The 19,509-nt window shown below is 39.6% G+C and carries 17 protein-coding genes; 13 read left to right on the top strand and 4 right to left on the bottom strand.

From position 1 onward, the window contains the following. The first annotated feature begins 512 nt into the window (after positions 1 to 512). From B7E05_RS21215 to B7E05_RS21205, 3 genes are read left to right on the top strand one after another with little or no spacing between them, the layout of a single operon-like run. Complete coding sequence (locus B7E05_RS21215) at positions 513 to 1,289, top strand: ABC transporter permease subunit (RefSeq protein ID WP_245833209.1); 777 nt, start codon at positions 513 to 515, stop codon at positions 1,287 to 1,289. Positions 1,290 to 1,316: 27 nt separating this feature from the next. After that, positions 1,317 to 2,015, top strand: coding sequence for an ABC transporter ATP-binding protein (locus tag B7E05_RS21210; protein ID WP_218672715.1), 699 nt, complete (start codon positions 1,317 to 1,319; stop codon positions 2,013 to 2,015). After that, positions 2,016 to 3,002: an aliphatic sulfonate ABC transporter substrate-binding protein gene (locus tag B7E05_RS21205; RefSeq protein WP_080876058.1), complete on the top strand. Its 987-nt coding sequence runs from the start codon at positions 2,016 to 2,018 to the stop codon at positions 3,000 to 3,002. 47 nt (positions 3,003 to 3,049) lie between these two features. Here B7E05_RS21205 and B7E05_RS21200 read toward each other — a convergent pair whose 3' ends face one another. Further along, entirely contained in the window at positions 3,050 to 4,492 is a 1,443-nt protein-coding gene (locus tag B7E05_RS21200; protein WP_080876057.1) for a sodium/proline symporter, read from the bottom strand. An 80-nt stretch (positions 4,493 to 4,572) separates the two neighbouring features. Next, positions 4,573 to 5,460, bottom strand: a complete 888-nt coding sequence (locus B7E05_RS21195; RefSeq protein ID WP_080876056.1) for a LysR family transcriptional regulator — start codon at positions 5,458 to 5,460, stop codon at positions 4,573 to 4,575. Positions 5,461 to 5,610: 150 nt separating this feature from the next. On the opposite strand from B7E05_RS21195, the gene B7E05_RS21190 reads away from it, so the two are divergent. From B7E05_RS21190 to lhgO, 8 genes are all read left to right on the top strand, one after another. Next, entirely contained in the window at positions 5,611 to 6,309 is a 699-nt protein-coding gene (locus B7E05_RS21190) for an L-2-amino-thiazoline-4-carboxylic acid hydrolase (protein ID WP_080876055.1), read from the top strand. Positions 6,310 to 6,976: 667 nt separating this feature from the next. Beyond that, complete coding sequence (locus tag B7E05_RS21185; RefSeq protein WP_080876054.1) at positions 6,977 to 8,221, top strand: cytochrome P450; 1,245 nt, start codon at positions 6,977 to 6,979, stop codon at positions 8,219 to 8,221. A gap of 302 nt (positions 8,222 to 8,523) precedes the next feature. Further along, positions 8,524 to 9,531 carry a TAXI family TRAP transporter solute-binding subunit gene (locus tag B7E05_RS21180; protein ID WP_080876053.1) on the top strand — a complete coding sequence of 336 codons (1,008 nt, stop codon included), beginning with the start codon at positions 8,524 to 8,526 and terminating at the stop codon, positions 9,529 to 9,531. Next, a complete protein-coding gene (locus B7E05_RS21175; RefSeq protein ID WP_080876052.1) occupies positions 9,531 to 11,468 on the top strand; it encodes a TRAP transporter permease in 1,938 nt (645 codons plus the stop codon). The genes B7E05_RS21180 and B7E05_RS21175 overlap by 1 nt, the downstream gene beginning before the upstream one ends. A 7-nt stretch (positions 11,469 to 11,475) precedes the next feature. Then, a complete protein-coding gene (locus B7E05_RS21170; protein WP_080876051.1) occupies positions 11,476 to 12,177 on the top strand; it encodes a FadR/GntR family transcriptional regulator in 702 nt (233 codons plus the stop codon). A gap of 12 nt (positions 12,178 to 12,189) precedes the next feature. Next, on the top strand, positions 12,190 to 13,596 hold the full coding sequence (locus B7E05_RS21165; RefSeq protein ID WP_080876050.1) for an FAD-binding oxidoreductase: 1,407 nt from the start codon (positions 12,190 to 12,192) through the stop codon (positions 13,594 to 13,596). Then, positions 13,589 to 14,869 (top strand): (Fe-S)-binding protein, encoded by a 1,281-nt coding sequence (locus B7E05_RS21160; protein WP_080876049.1) that lies wholly within the window; start codon positions 13,589 to 13,591, stop codon positions 14,867 to 14,869. The genes B7E05_RS21165 and B7E05_RS21160 overlap by 8 nt, the downstream gene beginning before the upstream one ends. A 21-nt stretch (positions 14,870 to 14,890) precedes the next feature. Continuing rightward, positions 14,891 to 16,096 carry an L-2-hydroxyglutarate oxidase gene (gene lhgO / locus B7E05_RS21155; RefSeq protein ID WP_080876048.1) on the top strand — a complete coding sequence of 402 codons (1,206 nt, stop codon included), beginning with the start codon at positions 14,891 to 14,893 and terminating at the stop codon, positions 16,094 to 16,096. Between the two features lie 213 nt (positions 16,097 to 16,309). Here the strand turns inward: lhgO and B7E05_RS21150 are convergent, their stop codons facing one another. Further along, complete coding sequence (locus B7E05_RS21150; RefSeq protein WP_080876047.1) at positions 16,310 to 16,576, bottom strand: hypothetical protein; 267 nt, start codon at positions 16,574 to 16,576, stop codon at positions 16,310 to 16,312. Between the two features lie 365 nt (positions 16,577 to 16,941). Beyond that, the gene (locus B7E05_RS21145) at positions 16,942 to 17,196 is read right to left on the bottom strand and encodes a DUF4282 domain-containing protein (protein WP_080876046.1); all 255 of its coding nucleotides are present in this window, start codon (positions 17,194 to 17,196) and stop codon (positions 16,942 to 16,944) included. A 253-nt stretch (positions 17,197 to 17,449) separates the two neighbouring features. Between B7E05_RS21145 and B7E05_RS21140 the strand changes: the two genes are divergently transcribed. Then, positions 17,450 to 17,860: a CotD family spore coat protein gene (locus tag B7E05_RS21140; protein ID WP_245833207.1), complete on the top strand. Its 411-nt coding sequence runs from the start codon at positions 17,450 to 17,452 to the stop codon at positions 17,858 to 17,860. Between the two features lie 230 nt (positions 17,861 to 18,090). Beyond that, positions 18,091 to 19,497, top strand: a complete 1,407-nt coding sequence (gene gndA, locus B7E05_RS21135) for an NADP-dependent phosphogluconate dehydrogenase (RefSeq protein ID WP_080876045.1) — start codon at positions 18,091 to 18,093, stop codon at positions 19,495 to 19,497. The last annotated feature ends 12 nt before the right edge of the window (positions 19,498 to 19,509 follow it).

Below are 19,509 nucleotides of genomic sequence, written 5' to 3'. Positions count from 1 at the left end.
ATTTTATTTTAACGAATTACCTTAACCCCTCACAGTCAGGGGTTATTTTTTATGGAACAAATATTCTAAGAAGCCGATTTTACATGTTTTTTTAAGACAAATCTCCCTCAATAATTAGACGTGCGTACTTTTACTAAAATATAAGATAGAAAGATAATCTTTTAGTTTGCTTTAGAAGTGTGATAACAGCCTCTTTTTACTCGTTGGAAAAAATCTGTTATATAAAATCATTCATGTTTATCCCCTATAATATGATACAGTTATATAAATTGTAATGACATAAGAATTCAATGTTTACAATTCCCAGTTGAAAGGTTATAATTAGAGCGTTATTCAATAGAATAAAGGTATTTAAAGTTTTAGGAATATACATATATCATCACGGAGTACGTGTATTCTTTTGGATTTTGTCAGATTTAATCAATCTGTTTACATATTTTTGTTAATATAAATGAAACAGATGCAGGGGAGAGAGCTACGAAAGATTCATACATACAAAGGGGGCAAAAGGAGTGAAAAAGAATAAATGGTATAACAACCAATTTTTTCCTTGGTTATTACCAATAGTTGTAGTGATATTATGGCAGGTACTTGGCCAGCTTAACCTGATTAAGTCTACCATGCTGCCAACACCGGTTGAGGTAGTTGAAGCAGGCATTCGTTTATTTCAAACAGGAGAGCTGCTAGAACACGTATACATAAGTACGGAACGAGCTGTCATCGGATTTGCTATTGGCGGAGGCATCGGTTTTCTGCTTGGCCTGTTTAATGGAACCGTTCTATTTTTGGAAAAACTAATGGATACGTCGATTCAAATGATACGGACTGTCCCGCATTTAGCGCTGATTCCGCTTGTGATTTTATGGTTTGGAATTGGAGAAAGCGCTAAAATATTTCTTGTTGCGGTTGGCGTGATGTTTCCGATTTATATCAATACGTTTAACGGGATCAAGAATGTAGATGGGAAATTAATAGAGATGGGGAAAGTGTACGGCATGTCGAAGTGGCAGCTTTTCACGAATATCATTTTACCTGGTGCTATGCCAAATATCTTAGTCGGGATTCGCTATGCGCTTGGGGTGACGTGGATTTCGCTAATTGTAGCAGAAACTATAGGTGCTGATGCAGGGATAGGCTATTTGGCAACAACGGCTCGCGAATTTATGCAGATGGATATTGTGGTGTTAACGATTGTGCTTTATGCGATTCTAGGAAAGCTATCTGACTTTATTGCCAAAGTGTGTGAACGGCGTTTGTTGAAATGGAATCCGGCATATCGGAAGAATTAATTGTCAAGATCCGTCAGGAGGGGTTAGATGTTTGGCATCGAGTTAAAAAATGTAGGGAAAAGCTTTGGAGCAAATGAAGTTTTACGGAAGATTGATTTATCTGTACCAAAGGGCAGCTTTACAGCAATTGTAGGAAAAAGTGGCTGTGGGAAGAGTACACTGTTGAGAGTGATTGCTGGACTGGAGGATGTGACGAGCGGTTCCATAGCTTATACAGACACAGAAGCAAAAAAATCGAATATACGCATTATGTTCCAGGATGACCGGCTTCTTCCTTGGAAGAATATATGGAAGAACATTGCGATTGGCGGAGTAAATCAAGAGGAAGCAGAAGCAGCATTAGATAAAGTAGGGCTGTACGATAAAAAAGAGGATTGGCCCGATGAGTTATCTGGTGGACAGAAGCAGCGTGTAGCACTTGCGAGAGCCTTGGCAAGCAGTCCGGATGTTTTATTATTTGATGAACCATTGGGGGCATTGGATGCATTGACCCGGATGGATATGCAGCAATTAATGGAAGACCTTTGGCAAGAACAGCATTTTACTTCTGTTTTGGTAACACATGATGTATCCGAAGCAGTTCATTTAGCTGATCGTGTTATTGTACTGGACGAAGGTGGCGTGAAGTTAGATCAAGAGATTGATTTACAGCGTCCTCGGGAACGGGATGAAAAGTTTACAAGGTACGAAAAGAAAATACTAGATCAAATCGTAGGAGGAGAATAGATGAGAAAATTACTCTTGGCACTTATTACATGTAGTTTCATAGCTGTACTGGCAGCTTGCGGGGCTGATTCAGAGGCTTCTGAAGAGGGCGAAACGATTCGTCTGGGCTATCAAAAAGGGAATACCATGAATCTATTAAAAGCGCATGGGACGTTAGATGAAGCATTAAACGAAGCAGGCTATAACGTAGAATGGAAGGAATTTGCGATGGGCGCGCCGTTGATTGAAGCGTTAAATACAGATAATATTGACTTTGGTCATTCATCGGATGTACATAGCGTGTTGATGCAGTCTGGAGGGCATGATGTTAATTATGTAGCTTCTGAGTCCCCTTATCCAGAAGGTGTAGCATTACTGGCAAGAGAAGGTTCAGGAATTGAAACATTAGAAGATTTAAAAGGGAAAGTAGTCGGCGTGACTAATGGCGGGAACCAGCACTATCTTCTTTTAGAATCATTAAAGCAGGCCGGTATCGATTGGGACGAGGTAGAGACGAAGTTTTATAAGGACGCTTCTGAAGGCCTAATGGCTTTTTCCAATGATGAATTTGACGTGTTTGGAACGTGGGATCCATTCTATGCGATTGTACAGGACCAAAATGAAACACATACGATTCTTGACGGAACAGATCTCATTGAAAATCGTACGTTCTATTTAGCAAGAGATGATTTTGCTGATGAACAGCCAGAAGCACTTACCATTATTTTAGAGGAATTAGAAAACATGGATCAGTGGGCAAATGAGGAAAAAAGAGAGGCTGCTGAGATTTTGGCAGACGAGTTAGGATTGGATCCAGAACCGCTGGAGGTAGCCAATGAACGCCGGCAGTTTGGTGTCCAAAGAATGACGGAAGAAGTCATTGCCAATCAGCAGCAATTAGCAGATACGTTTTATGAAGCAGGATTGATAGATAATGAAATCAGTGTCCAAGAGGCGGTGGATACATATGATTTAGATCAATCTGTTTTTCCGGATAATATAGAATAAGATAGAAAAACAGCTCATTCTCCAGATTGAATGAGCTGTTTTTAATCTTAAGCTGCCGCTTTTTGTTCTTTATCCGGATAGAGTAAAGAGAATACAATTCCGACAATCAAACAGATAAAGAAGGTTGCGGCTTTGGCAGATATAATAGCTTCCAGCGGTGAAAGAGACCAGAGAACAGCGCTGACTGCGCCGACGAAAATAGTTGCGATAACCCCGATTCCCGAGACGCGTTTCCAAAAGAAGATTAACAGCACCACGACAGAAAATGTATTTCCAATCCCTGCCCACGCAAAAGAGACAAGACTGTAAATAACAGATTCTGATTTCAGTGAAATAATAATTCCGATAATCCCACTGATTAATGCAACGAAGCGGGATAAATGGACGAGCTTTTTACTGGTAATGTTCCATTTGAGCGTTTTATGAATAATATCCTCGCTGATGGAAGTTGTAATAACCAGTAACTGGGAAGATGCTGTTGACATAATCGCAGCCAGAATCCCTGCAAGGATAATTCCAGAAATCCATGGCGGTAAAATTTCAAAAATCATATGGGGCAGAATCATTTCCGGATCGGCCAATGTGCCTTGCGAGTATAAAGTAGAAGCGAAAATAGCTGATAGAAAGGCTCCCACATAGACAATCATTGTCCAGATAAGGGCCATGTTCCGACCGGTAACGCGTTCTTTTTCAGTTGTAATCGCCATAAATCGGGAGCTTAATTGCGGCTGTCCGCCGAGCCATCCAAAAAACCAGGAGAAGTTGGTAAACAACATTGCTCCCAAGGCAAGACCATTCAACCCGCCAGTCCAGCTATCAGCTCCGCCACCTCTTAATGACAGTTCTGTAGAGACGCTCAATCCCTGATTTTTAATTTCTATAAAAGCAACAATCGGTATGATAATAAAAGATATCAACATTAAAAAACTTTGCACTGTATCTGTCCAGACAACCGACATAAAGCCGCCTAAGCAGGAATATGCAATAATAATCAGGGCAATAATAATCGTTCCCCAAGTGATGCTGAATCCGGAAATAGAATATACCGTTTTACCCATCCCGGAGAACTGTGCAGCTAAATAGCAGACAAAGAAAACAACCATGACTGTAGAAGCTAACCAGCGGATAATATCCGCATGTCTTGGAAATTTAACCGCAATATAATCTGTTAAACTATTTACCTTGTATTTTTGCTGCTCCGTCATAAATCGTTTCGACAGGAATAGCCAGGAAGCGAGCACTCCGAAGAACATTCCTGATAACACCCAGATGCCGGATAAACCTGCTACATAAATAAATCCGATAGCTCCCAGGAACATGTAGGCAGATTCTCCGGTAGCACGTTCTGAAAAGGCAAGTACCCAGCCGGGGACTTTATTGCCGCCTAAAAAATAATCGTTATGTGTTAAGTCTTTTTTGCTAAAATAAATTCCTATTGCAAGCATAGCGAGCAAATAGAGAACAATTTCTACGTATATGATTGTTTGCACAAGCTTTTTCCTCCATCTAAAGTTAAAATAAGATAATAACTATTAGTTTTATCGGATATTATGCCGATTTGAAAGATTTGTCAATCCTCATTTGAAAAATCTTCCGCTAATATGTTACATATTTCCACAAATTTCATCGCCGCTGGGGACGGGTAAGTGTTTCGTTTATGTGCAATTCCAACTGTTCGTACATAGTGTTCAGAAAAATTCTTCTGAACTAAGTCTGCCGGTGCATGATGTAAAATAGATTTGGGAACAATCGAAATCCCTAAATTTTCCGTTACCATCGTTAAAATGGCTTGGTCAACCGACAATTCGTATACAACATCCGGGTCGATGTTGTGCTCGGATAAGATACGTAATACATCGCGGTCAATGTTTTGTTTTGGCATAATCCAGCGCTCATTCTTTAATTGATTCAGTGTCAGATGTTTTTCAGTGGCAAGCGGATGCTCTTTAGCCATAATGCATTGAAGCACGTCTTCAAAAATAAAATGAAATACAACATTTTCGGATGCTGGTTTGGCGATAAATCCGATATCAACGACACCGTGCCGGAGCCAGTTTTCAATTTGATCATAATCCCCTTCCATCAGACGAATGGTGACATCGGGATAATGCTGTTCGAAATAGGATAGAACCTTTGGAAGCAGTACGAGTGAAATACTGGGAAGCACTCCTACGGTAATCGTTCCGCCGATCAAGTTTTTTAAATTAGCAACCGTATTTTCTAATTTTTGCTGTTCTTGCAGCATTTTCGAAACGTGTTCATAGACCATTTTTCCATCGCTTGTTAAAATAATATTATTCCTATTGCGAATGATTAAAGAAAGGTCTAATTCCTTTTCTAAATTATTTATTGCATGCGTAATGGAGGATTGTGTCAAATTTAATTTCAGACCGGTTTCCGTGAAGTTCCCGGTTTCGATTAATGTGTGAAATGCGGTATATTGTGCTAATGTAGGCATAATAGACTCCCTTTCCGCTTATTTTCCGTGCATATTTATGAATTATTTTCATAGTTCTGTATTAAAATATTCATTCGATTTATAGTTAATCATATTTTATAATAGATATAAACCTGAGTAAAGTAATATGAATTTAAGGAGAGACATAAGATGAGTGAAGAAAAACTGATGATGAAAGCTTTATCCATGGATATTATTACAGCAAAAATGTTTAATGAGCTTCATCAATCCATTACAGAGTCTTATGGAGATGAAGAAGGACGCCAACTAGTACGACAAGGTCTGGAAGCATTTGGTCTGAAAGATGCGGAAACATTGGCAAAAAAAGCGACAGCAGAAGGACAGAACCATGTCTTTTATGAATATTTACCACAAGTTGTGGAAGGCGAAGAAAAATACGCAGATGTAACAGCCTTTGCACGTTTTTCTAAAATGTTTGCTCAAATTGCGAAACAGGTAGTAGATAAATATGCGGAAGAAGGCGAAGATGTTATCCGTCGTGCTGTAGAAAGATACGGCAGAAAACGGGGAGAAGGCATCGCCCAGCGTGCACGCACGAATGGTTTAGAAAATAACTCGGATAATTACTTGAAAAACTATGATATGGCCCGCAGTGAATTATTCGAAGTAGATACCGTGCATAAAGAAAATGAGGTAGAACAAACCTTTACGTATTGCCCGTTCGGTCAACAGTGGGCGGATGATGATATGGGTGAATACGGTATTCTCTATTGCCAAATGATCGATCCTGCTGTAGCAAAAGGCTATAATAAAAATTTCGAGGTTGTGCATGACCAATATGTTCTGCGCGAAGGCCAATGCCATTTTCAGTTTCAGATGAAAGAGTAGGAAAACAATCTGTACGGAACGGTTGTTTAAACTGTACCCTGTTAAGTAGACAACAAGAAACAAAACGCTATGAAACAGCCTGATACCGAAGCTAACGGTGTCAGGCTGTTTTCCTTTCTTCGGGTAAGTTCTTCATTAAAAAATAGGATATGTCGATGAACATCCTCTGCTCATTTACAATTCTTCTACCAATAATTTTCACCTAATTTTGTGGTTTTAAATCATTTGAATAAACGATATATACTGAAAAATGTTGTATGTTAGAATAAAGTAAATAGAAGGGGGAAGCATGAAGTATGTGACAAAATGGTTTGAACCCAAGCTTAGTTATTGCAGGAATAATCCTTTTTAGTATTTTGATCTTCGATGTGTATCTATTTTTTGAGAAAACAGCAATTACCGCTAAAATACTTGCGTCAGGTTCATTTATTGGATTATGCCTTATATTAATCCCTTATTCTGTGCGGCTAATTAAAAGTTTAAAGAATGGATAATATGCTTCGAACCAACCGTACCGTTAAAACGCGAAAAGAATGAAAGATAGGAATATAGAGGTAGTGGTTTTTCACCGTTAGGGTGGAGAATCACTACCTTTTGTTTAAATGGGAAGCAAAACAGGAATAATAACAGAAAGACATAACATATATAAAGGAAAGGGTGAATCAAAATGGCAGAGACTCACATGCCAAAGGACAAAGGTTTGGATCATACGCTAAAGCTTTTAGATGAAGGATATCGCTTTGTCACCAATCGTTCGGATAAGTTTGAATCACGTGTGTTTGAAACGAGGTTGTTAGGTGAGAAAACGATTTGTATGGTAGGTGAGAAAGAAGCAGAACTTTTCTACGATAATAGCCGATTTTCTAGAAAAGACGCTTCTCCCGAAAGGATTCAGAAAACATTATTTGGAGAAGGAGGCGTTCAAGGCTTAGATGGTGAGGAACATCAGAATCGGAAAGCGATGTTTATGTCCCTGATGACCAAGGAAAAGTTGCAAGAGATATCTTCCATTATTCGAGAAGAGTGGGAGCAGGAAATGAAGAGTCATTCCACAGGAGATGTGCAAATTTACCAAGCAGCAAAATATGTATTAACGAGAGCTGCTCTACGTTGGACAGGAACTCCTTATGAAGAAGAAGATGTACCGGAGTGGGCAGAACAGCTAAGTTATATGTTTGAAGACGCTGGTTCAGTCGGGTGGAACCATTGGCAGGCAAGACAATCCCGGTTTATGTCGGAAGAACGAATCACAGGTCTGACTGAAAGAATACGAAAAGGAACCGCAGAGGTCGATAAGGATAGTCCGGTATATCAATTTGCAATGCATCGTGATGTTAATGGAGAATTACTTGACGAACAGATTGTTGCCGTTGAAATATTGAATCTGTTGCGCCCCATTGTAGCGATTGCTGTTTATATAGACTTCCTTCTCCTGGCTATTCATGACTATCCGGAAGAAGTGAACAAATTGGAATCGTCGGAAGATATGCATCGTTTTGTTCAAGAAGTCAGACGATTTTATCCATTTTTCCCTGTTGCTCCAGCACGGGTCAAAGCGGATTTTACATGGAATGGATATACGTTTAAAGAAGGAACGTTAACGTTATTGGATTTATATGGTACAAACCATGACCCGGATATTTGGAACAAGCCGGATCAGTTTCAGCCGCAGCGATTTCAGGGATGGAAAGAATCGCCATTTAATTTTATTCCACAAGGCGGTGGAGAATTTGATATTGGCCATCGTTGCGCCGGTGAGTGGATGACGATGGACGTTTTAAAGACAACCTTAGACTTTTTTGTCAATCATCTTTCGTTTGAATTTACCGAACAGGACTTGAGTTATGAGATGGATGATATCCCGCCGATTACAAAGAGTGGGGTAATGATTAGAGGATTGCAATTGAAATAAACAATAGAAGGAAAGTCCTTTTATAAAAACCAGAGCGGTCTCAGGATTGCTTTGGTTTTTGTGTGCCCAAAAAAGGGGTGAAGTCTATGGACAGCTTATCATATTTTTATTGAAACCCCTCTTTGTATGAAGTTTGACAGACTGTATCTTTGATGATTGCTAATAATATAAATTACTGAGAAATCATTTAAATGACATAATTAATATTTTGTTAAAAAATTAAAAAAACTATTGTCACTGAATGTTCAATGTTGTAAGATTGTATTACAAGTTTTGAAAGCGTATACAAAGGAGGGGATGGAATGAAAAATAAGATTTTTGTATTTGCAGTACTTATTTTTGCCTTTGTTTTATCTGGCTGTAATTTTGAAAAGAAAGAGATTTACAACATAGCAACAGCAACAACAGGAGGTACATATTATCCGATTGGCGTTGGAATGGGGCAGCTTTGGACAGAACATTATCGGGATCAAAATATTAAATTTAATGGGCAAGCTTCAGCAGGATCTGTAGAAAACATTGATTTAATGAAAAATAACGAAGCAGATTTTTCTATACTTCAAGGATTAATTTCAACACAGGCAGCGGAAGGAAGCGGTATTTATGAAGGAGAACAATACGAAGAACTCCGTGCTGTAGGGATGATTTGGCCAAATGTAGAGCATTTTGTGTTAATGGAAGACTTTGTAGAAACTGGAAATATCTCAGACATCGAAGGGCAATCTTTCTCTGTTGGCCCACAAGCAAGCGGAACTGAGCAATCTACTGTAACCATGATGGAAGGTATTGGTCTTGGGAAAAGTGATATCAGAACAGAGTATCTTGGTTACGATGATACGATTTCGGCAATGAGGGATGGGAGGTTAGATGGTGGTTCTCTCCCGGCTGGTGTACCGGTATCTGCGATTACAGATATGTACGCAAGTGGATTACAAGCGGATATTTTAGAGGTTACGGATGAACAAATGGATGATATTAATGATATCGTCAATACGTGGTATCGATATACGATTGAAGCAGGATCTTATCCAAGACAGGAAGAAGATATTGATACGATTGCACAGCCAAATATATTAGTGACTACTTCAGATATGGATGAAGAAATGGTTTATAACCTGACAAAGATATTGTATGAAAACCGTGAATATATGATTAATATTCACAACTCTGCACGTGAAATGCAAATAGAGACGGCATTAGAAGGATTGAATACACCGCTTCATGCTGGTGCATACCGTTATTTTGAAGAACAAGGTATCGAGATTGAGGATCATCTTGTACCAGAGGAAATAAGAGAGGAGGAAAACTAATGGACAATGCACAAGCAGCGAAGACGGAGATGGAAAGGAATGTAGAAAACCAGCCGAGTGATCCGAAATCATTGCGTCATAAAATCATCGCAATTGTCGGTATTGTCCTGTCTGTCTTTGTTTTACTCACATCCAGCTATCTAAATATTCAAGAGTTTTATAGAAATACCATCTTTTTAATTTTAATTTTTGTGATGGGATTTTTACTTCATCCTTCCAATAAAAAGAAGACCGGAAAAATAGCATCGACGGATGTCATAATGATATTCTTGTCCATTATTTCGATAGGTTATATTACGGTCACTTATGCAAATCTGCATGTGGACCGGTTATCACAGGCGAATACAATGGATTACATATTTGCTGTCTTATGTATTCTGGTATTGTTTGAGATAACGCGTCGATCGATTGGCTGGTTTATTCCTATTTTAAGTGTGGCAGCTTTACTTTATGGCATTTATGGTGCTTATTTTCCAATTGATTTTGCTCATTCCGGTTTTACATTTGAAAGGTTACTTTACCGGATTTACATGACGTCAGATGGAATATTTGGCAGTACATTATCTATCGCTTCTACTTACATTGTGCTGTTTATTTTATTTGGGGCATTTCTGACAGTGAGTGGTGCAAGTAATTTATTTAATGATTTAGCGATGGCGATTGCGGGACAGCGACGAGGAGGCCCTGCACAGGTGGCTGTTATCACAAGTGCCTTGACGGGATCATTAAATGGAAGTGCTGTAGCGAATGTGGCGACCACAGGTGCGTTTACCATTCCACTCATGAAGAGCATTGGATTAAAACCCAAATTTGCAGGAGGGGTAGAGGCAGCTGCATCTACAGGAGGAATGCTGATGCCGCCAATTATGGGTGCAGCAGCGTTTATTATGGCTGGCTTTTTAGGAATACCTTATACGACAATTGTGTTAGCTAGTATTTTGCCTTCCCTGTTATATTTTATCGCCTTAGTATTTGCAATCGACACAGAAGCAAAAAAGCAGGGACTGAAGGGGATAAGTAAAGAAAATATTCCTGATATCAAAAAAGTGCTTTTGGAAAGAGGTGCATTACTTTTACCGATTATTGTGGTGATGGGCGTGCTTTTACTAGGAAGAACAGCTATTTTTGCCGGATTTGCAGGTATTATTGCTACGATCATTACATCCTATCTAACGAAAGATAAAACGAACCGGATTACCTTCTTTAAGTTTTTTGAAGCACTTATTGATGGAGCTAGAAACTCTGTGCAGGTTGCTATTGCCTGTGCTTCTGTAGGAATTATTATTGCTGTGGTATCGATGAGCGGTATAGGATCCATGCTTGCTTATAATGTGGCAGACCTTGCAGGGGGAAACCTGTTTATTATTCTGCTGCTGATTATGGTTACTTGTATTATATTAAGCTTGGGTCTTCCGTCGACAGCATTATACATTGTGGTAGCGGTAACAGCTGCACCGGCGCTTGTCCAAGTAGGAGTTAATCCTTTAGCCGCTCATTTTTTTGTATTTTATTATGGTGCTATGTCCAACGTAACGCCGCCTGTGGCATTGGCTGCATATACAGGGGCGGGAATAGCAAAAGCAAATCCGATGCAAACCGCTTGGACAGCTTTAAGATTAGCGTTCCCGGGTTTTATCATTCCAATTATCATTGTTTACGATCCTATATTGCTGTTGCAGACAGATGAGGGACCAATGAATTATTTCTTGCTGGCTCAAGCATTTATTTCTGCGCTTATAGGCGTTTATGCCCTCGCTGTTGGATTTGGGAACTATATTCGAGTAAAATTGAATATAATCGAAAGAATTTTATTACTCGGAGTAGCTTTCTTATTAATTTCTACCAATCAACTATTTGATATTATCGGTTTGATATTGTTTGTATTGATACTTGCTTTCCATTTTATAAGAAGTAAGCAGCTCCTGAAGACGGGATGATGGAATAATGAAACCTTTTAAAAAGGAAAAGTTGTCTGATATTATTTTTTCCCAACTAGAAATGATGATTAAGACCGGGGAATACGCGGAAGGCCAAAAGCTTCCGTCAGAAAATGAGCTGGCAAAATATTTTGATGTCAGCAGGGTCCCTATTCGTGAAGCCATTAGTAAATTAGTCTCTGTAGGTTATATTGAGTCGATGCAGGGAAAAGGCAGCTTTGTAAAGCGATTGGACGCAGCAGATGAATTTAAAACATACACGTATGGTGAATTTTCAAAAAAAGAATTATTTGATTTGTTAGAAATGCGAGCATTGCTGGAAGTGGAGGCAGCAGGGTTCAGTGCAGAGAGACGCACGCAAGAAGCCCTTCTAGCTATTAAACAAGCACTGACAGATTTTGAAGAAATTACTAGTAATGAATATTCAATTGGTTTAAAGGCTGATTATAATTTTCATCAAGCGATTATTCAATCAACAGAAAATAATTATATCATCCAAACCTTTGAAAATTTAGAACATGTGCATAGAAATGCGCTGGAATATTCATTGCAGCTGAACTTGGGAAAGCCTCGAAAAAGAGAAGAGGTCTATAGTGAGCATGAGCGTATTTATTGGGCTATAAAATCTCAAAACAGTTCAGAAGCAAGAGAAGCAATGCGTATACACTTGATAAATATGCGCCGGAAGTTAGGAGATGACAGAATATAGGTGGGCTAAGTGATGAAAGAAACAATCATAGAAAAACTATCGGAAATTGTGGGCGATCGCCTGTTAATAGATGTAGATGATCGCGTATCATACGGCTATGATGGATCATTTGGACAGTATATGCCCGAATATGTTGTCCAAGTGATGTCAACAGAAGAAGTGCAGAAAATTGTGTGGTTAGCTAGTGCTAATGAAATTCCGATTTATCCAAGAGGAGCGAGTACAAGCTTGTCCGGGGGACCGTTGCCGGTATATGGCGGGATTGTGATGGATTTCTCACAATGGAATCAGCAGCTGGAAATTTTTCCGGATGATTTATTAATGAAGGTAAGTCCAGGAGTAAAAACAGGAGATATTCACCAATTGGCAGAGGAACATAATTTAATGTATGCTCCAGATCCTTCCTCCTCCTTGATTTGTACTATTGGAGGAAATTTAGCAGAAAATGCAGGCGGCCCCCGAGGGGTAAAGTATGGCGTTACCAAGGATTATGTGCTAGGGCTGGAAGCAGTTACAGCAGAAGGGGAAATAATCCATACGGGGGGAAATACGGTTAAAAATGTAACCGGATATGATTTAACCAAGCTGCTAATTGGTTCAGAGGGAACGCTTGCCATTATCACGGAGGCAACATTAAGGCTAATTCCAAAACCAATGGATACAAAAACAGCAATGATTATATTTGATGATTTGCATACAGCAGGGAAATCTATTTCCAAAATTTTAACCTCAGGAGTCAGACCATCTAAAATGGAAATTCTTGATCAGAATGCGGTCAATAAAGTTGAAGATTATGCGGGGCTAAATTTACCGCGAACAGCTGCAGCCATTCTGCTTGTTGAGGTGGATGGAGATCCAGATGTGCTGATGAAAGAATTACACGTCATTCAACAAGCACTTTTGGAAATTGGCGTAGAAAATGTACAAATTGCAAAAACAAAAGAAGAGGAAACCAGGCTTTGGCAAGTAAGAAAATTCGTTTCACCAGCCATTGTCGAAAGCGGATACACAAAAATATCAGAAGATGCTACGGTACCATTAAGCAAAATCCCGGATATGTTTCGAAAAATAGATGAAGTAAAGCGGAAGTATAACTTAAATATTGTGGTGTTTGGCCACGCTGGAGATGGTAATCTGCATCCCACCATCAATACAAATATGCGGGATGCGGATGAGGTTTCTCGAGTAGAAGATGCCGTGGAAGAAATCTTTCATTATGCGATTGAACTAGGAGGGACTTTGTCAGGTGAACATGGAATAGGAACCATGAAAAAGCCGTTTTTTCCTAAAGAGGTTGGAGAAGCCGGTATGCTGTTCCAAAAAGCCATTAAACAAGCACTTGATCCAAAGAATATCCTGAACCCAGGGAAAATATTCCCGGAAGCGGGAGAGAAAAGGTTAGTGTTAAATAATGACTGAACAATTAATAGACAAGTTAGATTATCAGGCAACCTTTGACTGTGTGCAATGCGGGTACTGTTTACCTGCTTGTCCAACCTATCTTGCTTTCAAAAAAGAAAAACATTCCCCGAGAGGACGTATCAATTTGGTACAGATGGCAGCGGAGGGAAAGATAGATATCGAGGACATGCGGGAGGGCATTGATTTGTGTCTGGGCTGCCGGGCGTGTGAAACGGTTTGTCCGACGAATGTCCGTTATGGGGATATCCTGATGTCGGCAGTCGAAGTGTTAAAAGATAATAAGAAGATGGGTGTGTTTGAAAAGGGTGTAAGAACCGTGGCATTTAAAGTGGTGCTTAAAAATAAGCGAGTTCAAAGACTGGTAAACAAAGGATTGTATGCGTATCAAATCACCGGCGTGAAGCGTGTGGTCAACCGTGGTAATCTGTTGAAGCCGGTGGAGAAATATCGTGATTTAAATAAAGCGTTACCAGAAGTCGAGCCAAGCAAACGATTGAAGAATCCGTCCAATCCATTTAGAACAACCAACATGCAGATTGGTTTCTTTCAAGGCTGTATTATGGACGTGTTTTTCAGCCGAATCAATGATTTAGCTATCAATATCTTAAGTGAACATGGCATGGAAGTGACGAATATTCCAACGCAAACATGCTGTGGTGCTCTGCAGCATCATGCCGGAGAACATGATCAGACGGTAGAGTTGGCCAAGAAAAATATTGCAGCTTATGAGGAATACAACTTTGATTATATTGTCAACACCATCGGCGGCTGTGGAGCGACATTAAAAGAATATCCAAAGCTGTTTCAAGAGGGAACGGAATGGCATCAACGGGCTATGAAGTTTACAGCAAAGGTCAGAGATATTTCGGAGCTGATGGCAATGGTGGATTTGCAGTTTCAATATGAGGTTCCGGCGAACGCTATATTCCAGCCGTCATGCCATTTGGAAAATGTTCAGCAGGTATTTGAGGATCCACTAAAAATTATTAAAAGCATCCCAGGATTGAATTATATGGAGCTAAAAGATAAATCACTTTGCTGTGGATCAGCAGGAGTTTATAATATTCTTCATTTCGAGGAATCGATGCTCATTTTAGATATGAAGATGAACAATGTTAAAACAGCAAGGCCGGATTTAATAATTACTTCCAACCCCGGCTGTCATATGCAAATGCAGTTAGGCGTAGAAAGGGAAGGGCTATCGGAGGAAATTTCTGTGAAGCATATTGTCGAAGTCGTTGCGGAAGCCTGCGGTATAGAAACAACTTGATGAGAATGGGAGGAAGTCATTGTGAAAGTAGATATACTCATTGTCGGAGCAGGAATCATCGGATTGAGTACGGCATATCAGCTGTCAAACATGCATCAAGATAAAAAGATTGTTGTCGTAGATAAAGAAGCAGAGGCAGCGAAACATCAGACAGGGCATAATAGTGGTGTGATTCATTCGGGTATTTATTATAAGCCGGGATCTTATAAAGCGCGATTTGCCCGAAACGGCTCGAAGTCCATGATGGCGTTTTGCGAAAGACATCATATCGCATACAATCAATGCGGAAAGGTTATTGTGGCGACAGACACGTCGCAACTTGCGAATATGAATAAGTTATACGAGCGAGGAATAGAAAATGGTCTGGATGTTCAACTTCTCAGTAAGGATGAAGTGACAGAGATTGAACCATTTGTGAATACAGTTGGCGGAATCTATGTTAAAAATACAGGAATTGTTGATTTTAAAAAGGTAACTGAAAAGTATGCGGAGCTCTTCATAGAGAATGGCGGGATGCTGCGGTTAGAGAACGAAGTAAGCGATATACAAGTTGACAAAGAAAACATAACTGTCGTGACAAATGAAGATGCGTATGAAGCGGATTATCTTATTAATTGTGCCGGCTTATATAGTGATGAGCTGGCACGGATGTCCGGCGTGAAGACAGATGTACGAATTATCCCGTTCCGTGGTGAATACTTCAAATTGGATAAGAAGGTGGAACATTACGTAAAGACGCTTATTTATCCGGTGCCGAATCCGGATTTGCCATTTTTAGGGGTGCATTTCACCAATATGATTGGCGGCGGAGTAGATGTAGGTCCGAATGCTGTGCTCGGGTTTAAGAAAGAAGCTTACCAGAAAATTGGTTTTAATCTAAAAGAAACATCGCAAATCATGACTTTCCCCGGCCTGTATCGAATGGGGTTGAAAAATATGAAAGAAGCTGTTGGTGAATATTATCGCTCATTCAGTAAAAAAGCATTTGTGAAGGAAGCACAAAAATTAATCCCTTCATTAAGCGCAGCGGACATCAAACCGATGGAAGCCGGGGTACGTGCACAAGCAATGAAACCGGACGGAACCATGTTGGATGATTTTTATTTTGAAGAAAATGCGTGCAGCCTCCATGTGTTGAATGCCCCATCTCCTGCTGCGACATGCTCCATTGAAATTGGTAAGGAAATAGCAGAACGTTTTAATCAAAAAATAAAAGCGGTTATATAGACGTTTTGGCTAATAACTCTCCTTTTTCTGATTGGAAATAAAAAGTACTTAAAAAGCTGTCTCTTTTGGTCCGGTAGGGAGACAGCTCATTATTCCGTATAAATAACACTTCTCCTATCGTACAGACATCCTGAATGAAGCAGGCGAATGATACCTTTGTAATCATTTTTCACATTTCGAGTTATTGTGTCCTCACGATGTCAAAGTGTGTGTTTATCTTTTTGGACGTGTACGGGACCAGGAAATAGCTATCATCACAATAAGAACAATGACAGAGCTAATAAAAACAGCCAAGCTAATATAACCTATAAGGGATTCTTGTCTTCCCTCAAAGAAATAACTGATAAATATAGCAATAAGGCTGAGCGTGCTGACAACCATTGGCGGGACAATCCGCTTCTCTTTCACAAATATGCTTATTAAAAATAGAATAACAGCCACGCCAATCATTATCGGTAAGTATCCTGTTAGAAATCCCATTTTTATCACTCCAGTAACGAATTAAAATTTAAGCTTCTTTGTATAAGATTCCCGATTGTTCACGGAATTAATCTGACACTTTTATCCTAATGGTGCCTTCTTTATAAACGTATCCTAAAAGGGATAGTCCTTTTTAGGATACAGGTTTGTAGCATGAGAAATGATGGCATATGGTTAGCAGAATTTTCCTGATTGGTTAAAGAGAAGGAAGGCATAACAGATTTCCATTTCCTTTGGCCGGGAATGAGGAAGAGGTCAAAAACGGAGGAAATGATGTTTAAATGGGAAGGAAAATAATATAGATTAGTGTTTTGTAAATGTTTGTGCGGTTATGTTTATGTCTCTAAACATAACCGCACTGCAGATTATTTATCCCGGATTTGTTTTAAGGTTTCGTATATTTTGAACATCACGATTAATAATTCACAATAAACCCGTGATAAAAGCGTTCCGATAACAATAATAAAAAGTCCTGATAAAACAGGAAGAAATTCTCCCTCGGATAATCCTGAAAAAATAGTAATTAGACCGGTTAAAGCTGCTGCTGCGACTCCTACCACAAATAATACTTTGATGATTAATGGTGTTATCATTTCTTCAAAGCTAAAAAATTTCTTCATAGAAACGACCTCCTCCCCTTTATTCTTGTTTTACAGTATACGCTACAGGTAGATGACCTTACAAGAAGTATGGGAAGAAAGATGTTCTTTTTTTATCCGGCAGTTTGCGCAATGTTGGGAAGCTTCATGAAAGTAGCTAAGATTAGAATCCAAGAGAAATTCCTGAAAAATAGGTTCTTATATCAAACCGACCAGGAGGCGTACACATAGTCTATAGAGAAAGATTAAAGAAATGGAAAGGAGGTCCTTTACGGTGAGAGGTAGTAAACATCATCAAGGACAATTTAATCAAGGCTGGGGGAACCAACAGGTACAAGGAGCTTCTATGAATGGAAATGGCAATCATATGTCTCAACAACAAATGCCAATGCAACAAATGCCGCAGCAGCAAATGAAACCAGAATATTGCCCGCCACAAGTATCACCGACACAACAAGGTCCAACACAAGTGTCTCCAACGAAGCAATACGTAAAAACAAATGTTTCCAATACAGAAATGAAGCATATGCATCCTAGTCACACAACCAATGTTAACAAGCATATGACAACACACAAACACTATTTTCCCCATACAGAATCGGTTGTAAATGATATTCAGGAACAACATGTTATGTGCGGAAAACCGCATCACCCTTGCCCTCCGCAAGGCCCTTGTGGATGTTAAGGGATTCTGATATGTAATAAAAATCATCAATCTGCAGCTGGATATCCAGTTGTGGATTGGTGATTTTTAATATGTCTCGTCCATGCTGTTCCGATAAAAAAATATCCATTTTCGTCTGAGTTATCATATTATTAAGAAAAAAAGGCGTGTTACTTGGTTTCTATAGGGGAAATCCGTTATAATAAATAAAGGTTTACTTCAAATTTTTAGGCAGAGAGGATCGAGTATATATGAAGCAAGAGATTGGCGTTATCGGTTTAGCCGTAATGGGAAAAAATATCGCATTAAATATAGAAAGCAGAGGTTTTGCGGTATCCGTTTTTAACCGTACTTATAAAAAGACAGAAGAATTTATGGAAAATGAAGCAAAAGGGAAAAACTTCTATGGTGCAGAGACGATTGAAGAATTCGTGAATTCCCTGGAGAAACCGCGCAGAATTATGCTTATGGTAAAAGCCGGCCCTGCGACAGATGCGACAATCGCGTCATTGCAACCGTACTTAGCGGATGGCGATGTCTTGATTGATGGAGGAAATACACTTTATGAAGATACGATGCGCCGAAATGCGGAATTAGATAAGACAGGTATTCATTTCATCGGAACTGGTGTATCCGGCGGAGAAGAGGGAGCGTTAAAAGGACCTTCCATGATGCCGGGAGGACAGAAAGAAGCGTATGATTTGGTTGCCCCGATCTTTGAAGCTATTTCTGCCAACGTAGATGGTGATCCATGCGTGACATACATTGGACCAAATGGTGCAGGACATTTTGTGAAAATGGTTCATAATGGGATTGAGTATGGAGACATGCAGTTAATTGCGGAAGCGTATGATTTAATGAAAAATGTGGCCGGGTTAGATGCCAAGGAGCTTCATGAAGTATTTAAAGAATGGAATAAAGGCGAGCTGGACAGCTTCCTGATTGAAATAACAGCAGATATCTTCACAAAAACAGATGAAGAAACTGGCAAGCCACTAGTCGAAGTCATTCTTGATAAAGCCGGTCAAAAAGGAACCGGGAAATGGACAAGCAAGAATGCATTGGACTTGGGTGTTCCATTACCGTTAATTACGGAGTCTGTATTTGCACGCTTTATTTCATCTTTAAAAGACGAGCGCGTCAAAGCAAGCAACGTATTTTCCGGCCCTGCTAAAACAGATATCTCAGAAAGCAAAGAAGATTTGATTGAAGCAATTCGTCAAGCACTTTATATGAGTAAAATTGTTTCTTACGCACAAGGTTTTGCACAAATGCGTGCAGCATCGGAAGAGAATGGATGGGACTTGAAATATGGAGATATCGCTATGATTTGGCGCGGTGGCTGCATTATCCGTGCAAACTTCCTGCAAAAAATTAAAGATGCTTACGACCGGGAACCAGATTTGCCAAACCTTATGCTTGATCCTTATTTCAAAGAGATTGTAGAGGGATATCAAGCATCCCTTCGTAAGGTTGTCTCTTTAGCCGTTCAACATGGTGTTGCTGTGCCGACATTTGCTAGTGCAATTTCTTATTATGATAGCTATCGTGCCGAGAATTTGCCAGCCAACTTAATTCAGGCACAACGTGATTATTTTGGAGCACATACGTATCAGCGTAAAGACAAAGACGGCGTTTTCCATTCGCAGTGGTTTTAATCGTCGCATCAT

This window comes from Oceanobacillus timonensis, assembly GCF_900166635.1.
Lineage (GTDB): Bacteria > Bacillota > Bacilli > Bacillales > Amphibacillaceae > Oceanobacillus > Oceanobacillus timonensis.
The sequence above is the reverse complement of the archived record's forward strand: the minus strand, read 5'-3'. Positions and strand labels throughout refer to the sequence as shown.

Excerpts from the sequence above, each read along its gene's own strand:
- B7E05_RS21150 (WP_080876047.1), bottom strand. The coding sequence starts at position 16,576 with ATGGGATTTCTAACAGGATACTTACCGATAATGATTGGCGTGGCTGTT.
- B7E05_RS21165 (WP_080876050.1), top strand. The coding sequence starts at position 12,190 with ATGAAAGAAACAATCATAGAAAAACTATCGGAAATTGTGGGCGATCGC.
- B7E05_RS21205 (WP_080876058.1), top strand. The coding sequence starts at position 2,016 with ATGAGAAAATTACTCTTGGCACTTATTACATGTAGTTTCATAGCTGTA.
- B7E05_RS21170 (WP_080876051.1), top strand. The coding sequence starts at position 11,476 with ATGAAACCTTTTAAAAAGGAAAAGTTGTCTGATATTATTTTTTCCCAA.
- B7E05_RS21175 (WP_080876052.1), top strand. The coding sequence starts at position 9,531 with ATGGACAATGCACAAGCAGCGAAGACGGAGATGGAAAGGAATGTAGAA.
- B7E05_RS21160 (WP_080876049.1), top strand. The coding sequence starts at position 13,589 with ATGACTGAACAATTAATAGACAAGTTAGATTATCAGGCAACCTTTGAC.
- B7E05_RS21190 (WP_080876055.1), top strand. The coding sequence starts at position 5,611 with ATGAGTGAAGAAAAACTGATGATGAAAGCTTTATCCATGGATATTATT.
- B7E05_RS21210 (WP_218672715.1), top strand. The coding sequence starts at position 1,317 with ATGTTTGGCATCGAGTTAAAAAATGTAGGGAAAAGCTTTGGAGCAAAT.
- B7E05_RS21180 (WP_080876053.1), top strand. The coding sequence starts at position 8,524 with ATGAAAAATAAGATTTTTGTATTTGCAGTACTTATTTTTGCCTTTGTT.
- gndA (WP_080876045.1), top strand. The coding sequence starts at position 18,091 with ATGAAGCAAGAGATTGGCGTTATCGGTTTAGCCGTAATGGGAAAAAAT.
- B7E05_RS21195 (WP_080876056.1), bottom strand. The coding sequence starts at position 5,460 with ATGCCTACATTAGCACAATATACCGCATTTCACACATTAATCGAAACC.
- B7E05_RS21145 (WP_080876046.1), bottom strand. The coding sequence starts at position 17,196 with ATGAAGAAATTTTTTAGCTTTGAAGAAATGATAACACCATTAATCATC.
- B7E05_RS21185 (WP_080876054.1), top strand. The coding sequence starts at position 6,977 with ATGGCAGAGACTCACATGCCAAAGGACAAAGGTTTGGATCATACGCTA.